This window comes from Cecembia sp. (assembly GCF_007126775.1).
Taxonomy (GTDB): domain Bacteria; phylum Bacteroidota; class Bacteroidia; order Cytophagales; family Cyclobacteriaceae; genus Cecembia.
The window spans coordinates 1-5,030 of record NZ_SLAP01000124.1 but is presented as its reverse complement, the minus strand read 5'-3'; the positions used below and the strand labels follow the sequence as shown (position 1 = coordinate 5,030).

The 5,030-nt window shown below is 41.5% G+C and carries 2 protein-coding genes and 1 pseudogene; 1 reads left to right on the top strand and 2 read right to left on the bottom strand.

What is annotated here, in order from left to right; translation table 11 throughout:
• Positions 1–736 (bottom strand): annotated as a pseudogene (locus QZT73_RS08740) (hypothetical protein); the annotation flags it as partial.
• 415 nt (positions 737–1,151) lie between these two features.
• On the opposite strand from QZT73_RS08740, the gene QZT73_RS08735 reads away from it, so the two are divergent.
• On the top strand, positions 1,152–1,790 hold the full coding sequence (locus QZT73_RS08735; protein WP_291787670.1) for a CPBP family glutamic-type intramembrane protease: 639 nt from the start codon (positions 1,152–1,154) through the stop codon (positions 1,788–1,790).
• Positions 1,791–1,956: 166 nt separating this feature from the next.
• On the opposite strand, the gene QZT73_RS08730 is transcribed toward QZT73_RS08735, so the two are convergent.
• A complete protein-coding gene (locus tag QZT73_RS08730) occupies positions 1,957–4,767 on the bottom strand; it encodes a M16 family metallopeptidase (protein ID WP_291787668.1) in 2,811 nt (936 codons plus the stop codon).
• Positions 4,768–5,030: the final 263 nt, after the last annotated feature.

Genomic DNA, 5,030 nt, shown 5'->3' with positions numbered 1-5,030 from the left:
TCTTTTCATAGGGCGGTTTAAGGTCGTGGATATGTAAAACGGGCTCCACACCATGAACCCAGTAAATCCTCTCCTGATCTACGGCCAACTTAGGCATCATATGGGAAAGGTCATGGGCTTTCCCATTGCGAAACACACTGTTTTCATCCAATGGCATAAATTGCTCCACCTGCCTTTCCAGTGTATCAAACCATACCATGCCCCGGTAATGCTCATAAAAATCAGTGGTATTATTGGGATAGGCTCCCCTACCATGTCCTACGGAAAGAATTTTATCCCCAATCCAGAAAAATTCCATATCTGCAGCCATCCTTCCTGAAAAGGCAGGAAGTTGACTGACTTGATGTCTTCCTCCAAGCACTAGATTACCTTCTAAGTCATAGGTATAAACCCCCTGATTGGAAATGATGGTAAAGGTCCTTCCGTCTTCTGTAAACTTCCCTGCACCCAATGGAAAGGACCCAAAATTATCAGGTCCACCTTGTTTGCTGAACTCCCGTTCCACCTTTCCATCCAGATTGGCCATTACAAAAAGGCTTTTCTGCATGTTGAACAAAAGGAGTTTACCTGTTGCAGGATGTACATCCATCAGGTTGAGCATGCCTAAATAATCCACCTGAACAGAATCGACCTTGACCAAATTGAGGTCACTTGGGTTGATATTTTTCCGCGATCCTTCTTCCGAACAAGCCATTATTACAGAAGAAAATACAATAAGATAGAATAGATATTTCATTGCACAAGTTTTCCTGAAAATAACTAATTATTTATTTAAAATCAATTCCTGTTTAAAGCCCCGTGCGACAAAAACGATTTATCCTGTAAACACTTGGCTTAAAAGGGCGTTATAGTTAGCTTAGGAAAAAATACTTTTATGGAACATATAGGCAAATTTCTTTACCTTTTAATTTCGTTGTTAATAATTGCCAACATCATTTCGGTAGTTTACAACTGGAATACTTATGAAAATTATTCCTTCCTCGGTTTTGATTTATCAAAATATTATTACTTACCGCTTCAGTTCTTATTTGCCTGGGTATTTATAACCAGATATTTACAGATGAGGAAAAAAGATAACAATGAGAATGTCTAGGACTTTGTATCAGCGGGCTTTTAGCGCTGGCATAGACTGAAAAAACTTATTTTAAATAATGATAAAATACCTGCATTTTTACCAGAAAGGGCAAAAGCTCTACAAGCATAAAATCATCTGGTATTCAATTTATGCTACGCTTATTATTTTTTGTTATCAATATATACTTATTGACCCCATTGCGATAAAGCTAGAAATAGGTGGATTGGATAAAGGTTTCAGCAATTCAGACAGCATAGATATTTTAAGCGCATTGCTTTTAGCACCGGTATTGGAAGAATTGCTTTCAAGAGGGTTTCTCTCTGGAAAAAGGAAACACTTTATTTTCTTATTCATCCAACCCCTCCTTGGGATGCTGATTTTTGGAACTTATTGGTGGTTGTTTTTGGGAATTGGCTTTGGGTTTTTGGTTTGGATAATCCATGAACGAAACCAAAGACCGGATGATGTGTATCTCTCTTCTGCTTTGTTTTATGCCTCATTCATATTTACCACCCTGGTTTTTACCATCCTTCATGTCGGCAATGTGGAATCATCTTCCATTGCCTTAGACTGGACATTTACCATCTTAGGGATTTTGCCAGCCGCTATATTGTTTGGTTGGGTTAGGTATCAGGCTGGACTTGCTTTTTCCATGCTGACGCATGGCATCTTTAATTTATTGACCATATCCTTGAATGAAATCATTTACCTGTAGGCCAAAATCTGCAATTTAATTTGTTTACAATTTTATTTTGTACAATATTATTTGAAGACATTACCCATATATCCCCGAAGGCTTATATCGCCTAGCATATATCAGATTCTGCTTCTCCTAATTTCTCGAAACCTTCTCGCTTCTCGTATATAACCTCTATTCCCCATCACCTGCTCAGTGGGTATTTTCTTACTTCCAACAGATTCTCTTTCACTAAAAACTCCTGTGCAGCTTTTTGGATACGCTCCACACTGACCGCCTCTATATTTTCCTTGGCTTTTAATACCACTTCCCAAGGTAAACCATAGAGGCGCATAGTGGACATTTGGGCATTCCAAAAATTATTACGCCTCAAATTCTCTTCCAGAGCGATCCTGCGTTTTTCTTTGACCTTGTCCAAGTCTTCCTTCGATGGTCCATTCTCCTGTATTTTCCTTATCTCTACCCATGCAGCATCAATCAATGTATCCACCATATCAGGACTGCAGGGGAATGCTACAGAAAATGAAAAGTTACCCACAGGTTGGATCCCCATGCTTCCACTGGCACCCACACCATAAACACCCCCAATTTCTTCCCTCAAAGTTTCGATCAGTTTGATGGTCAGTATTTCGCCCAAATAGGTTATGTCCGTGGATTTTTTGCGGTCATATTCCAGCTCCCCTGTAAAGAGCATGATGACCTGGCTTTTTTCGTCTGTGCCCACTTCAATGGTTTCAAACTTTCCACGGGGTGCCCGGATACCCATATCCCTAAAACTGTCCAGGTTTTCCGGGTCAGAAGGTAAAGAGCCTAGATACTGTTCCAATAGTGGTTTGAAGGTTTCCAATTCTATATTTCCGGTAAAGAAAAATTCAAAATTGGCGGCATTACTGAAGCGGTCTGCATAAATTTCCAAAGCCCTTTGCCTTTCTATCTGTTCCAATTCTTCCGGGTCATAAATGCTACTTGCCCTTAGGTTTCCATCGGCAATGACGCGGTTGAGCTTTTTGGAAAACTGGTAATCTGGATTGGATTGGGCAGAGGCCAACTGGGTTTTTTGATTATTTATAAATACCTCAAACAATTCCTTGTCATCTCTTGGGTCGGTAAAATACAGGTACATTAACTGCATGGCCATTTCCAGATCTCTGGGAGAGGCACTCCCGGAAATGGTCTGAGAATAGGTCCCCACATTGGCTGTAACGGAAACCGATTTGCCTGCCAACATCTTTCTCAGATCAGATGGACTAAAATCTCCAATGCCCATCACATTGACCAATACGCCCGCATAACTTGCAGCATAATGGTCCTCATCATTATAGACAGACACGCCGCCTTCACCCCGGGCACTGAACACAATCTCATCATTTTTGAAATCCGTGGGTTTTACAAAAACTTTTACCCCGTTGGACAGGGTAATTTCATGAATATCCACAGCTTCAACATGCTTGACAGCAACGATGCTCCCTGGTGGAGGCGGTACTTCAATCAATTGCTCTGCCAAGAGCCTTTCTTCATAAGGAAGCAGTTCCATTTGATCTACTTCCTCAAAAAGGGCCAATACCTGGCTTTCCCCAGGCAGGTTCTCCTTTTCGCTTTCGGGTCCCGTAATGATGATTACCCTGTTGTCTTCCCTGACCAAGGTTTTGGCCAATCTATTGACTTCATACAAGCTAATCTGAGGGATAATTTCTTGGTAAAATTCGTATTTCCATGCTTCTCCTTCTGCAAAACGGCCCTTAAGGAAATGGTTGACATACCGGCCTACCAATAATCTGGATTCCGCTTTATCCATTTCTTTATACGCCCTCTCTGCACTGTTCAAAACAGCCCGTTTTACCCTGTCTAGCTCAGCCTGCGTAAATCCAAATTGTGCCACCCGCTCATTTTCAATGATCAGGGACTGTATACCTGCCTCCACCTTTCCAGGAGCCACTACTCCTGAGGCAGAAAAATAATCCAGGTCTCTGACAAAGTTGCCATAACCCGTTCCTGCAAAAATAAAAGGGGCATCTGCCTGTTGCCTGATTTCATCCAACCTCTGGGTCAGCATGCCTCCATAAAGGTTCCTTATAAGAAAATTCCGATAATCTTCCTTGCTATTGGTGGGCAATGCCTTGTGCTTGTAAAAAAGTTGAACTTGAATACCTGGAGCTTCATGATCTGTCAAAATGGAAACGAAGGTTTCCTCATGCTCAGGGACTTCAAAATATTTTCTTTCCGGTGCCTTTTTAGGATTTTCCATCTCTCCAAAAAACTCCTCGATCAATTCCAATAGGAGACCGGGTTCCGCATCCCCAACAGCAATGACGGCCAAATTATCAGGCCGGTACCAATCTCGGTAAAATTGCCTGATGGTTTCATATTTAAAGTTTTTCACAACTTCCATTTTTCCTATAGGAAGCCGATCCGCATACTTGGAGTCATGCAACATGATAGGCAGATATTGGTCCCTTAACCTCTGGGAGTAGCCCTGTCCTGTTCTCCATTCCTCCACGATGATGCTTCGCTCTGCATCAATATCTTCCTCCCGCATCAGAATACCATCTGCCCAATCGCTGAGTACCAGAAAGCCATTTCGCAACTTTTCTTCATCATCTGATGGAATGGGCAGGATATAGACCGTTTCATCGAAACTGGTATAGGCATTCAGGTCAGCGCCAAAGGATACGCCTATGGACTGGAGATAAGAAACCAATTCATTTTTTTCAAAATTTCTGGTGCCGTTAAATGCCATGTGCTCTGTAAAGTGTGCCAAGCCCTGTTGCTTATCTGTTTCTAGGACCGAACCGGCATTGACGGCTAATCTGAGTTCAACCTTGTTTTCAGGTTTCGGGTTTTGCTGTATGTAATAGGTGAGTCCATTGGGTAGTACACCCATCCTGACCCGTGGATCCAGAGGAACTTCCATGGAAAGATCCACTTGGGAGAAGCCTTGGAAAAGGACAAAAAATAAAAGAATACAGGTGGAAATTATGGTTTTGTTGGTTTTCATTTTCAGAAAAGGCTAATTGAAGCTAACAAAATAGTAAAAGGACATAAAAATCACCTATTCCTTGCTGTTAATTCTATTAAAAAAAACCGCTTCCAGAAAATTTCCGAAAGCGGTAAAAAATCAATTAAAACAAACTATTGGCCCTGCGGCTTTGATAATAGCGAGTGTAGCGTCCATGATTTCCGGACCAATGCCATCTCCTTTTGCGACTGTAATTCGTTTCATTGCCTTTTGATTTTTTGATGTTTATAGGACAAAATTGA

Excerpts from the sequence above, each read along its gene's own strand:
- QZT73_RS08735 (WP_291787670.1), top strand. The coding sequence starts at position 1,152 with ATGATAAAATACCTGCATTTTTACCAGAAAGGGCAAAAGCTCTACAAG.
- QZT73_RS08730 (WP_291787668.1), bottom strand. The coding sequence starts at position 4,767 with ATGAAAACCAACAAAACCATAATTTCCACCTGTATTCTTTTATTTTTT.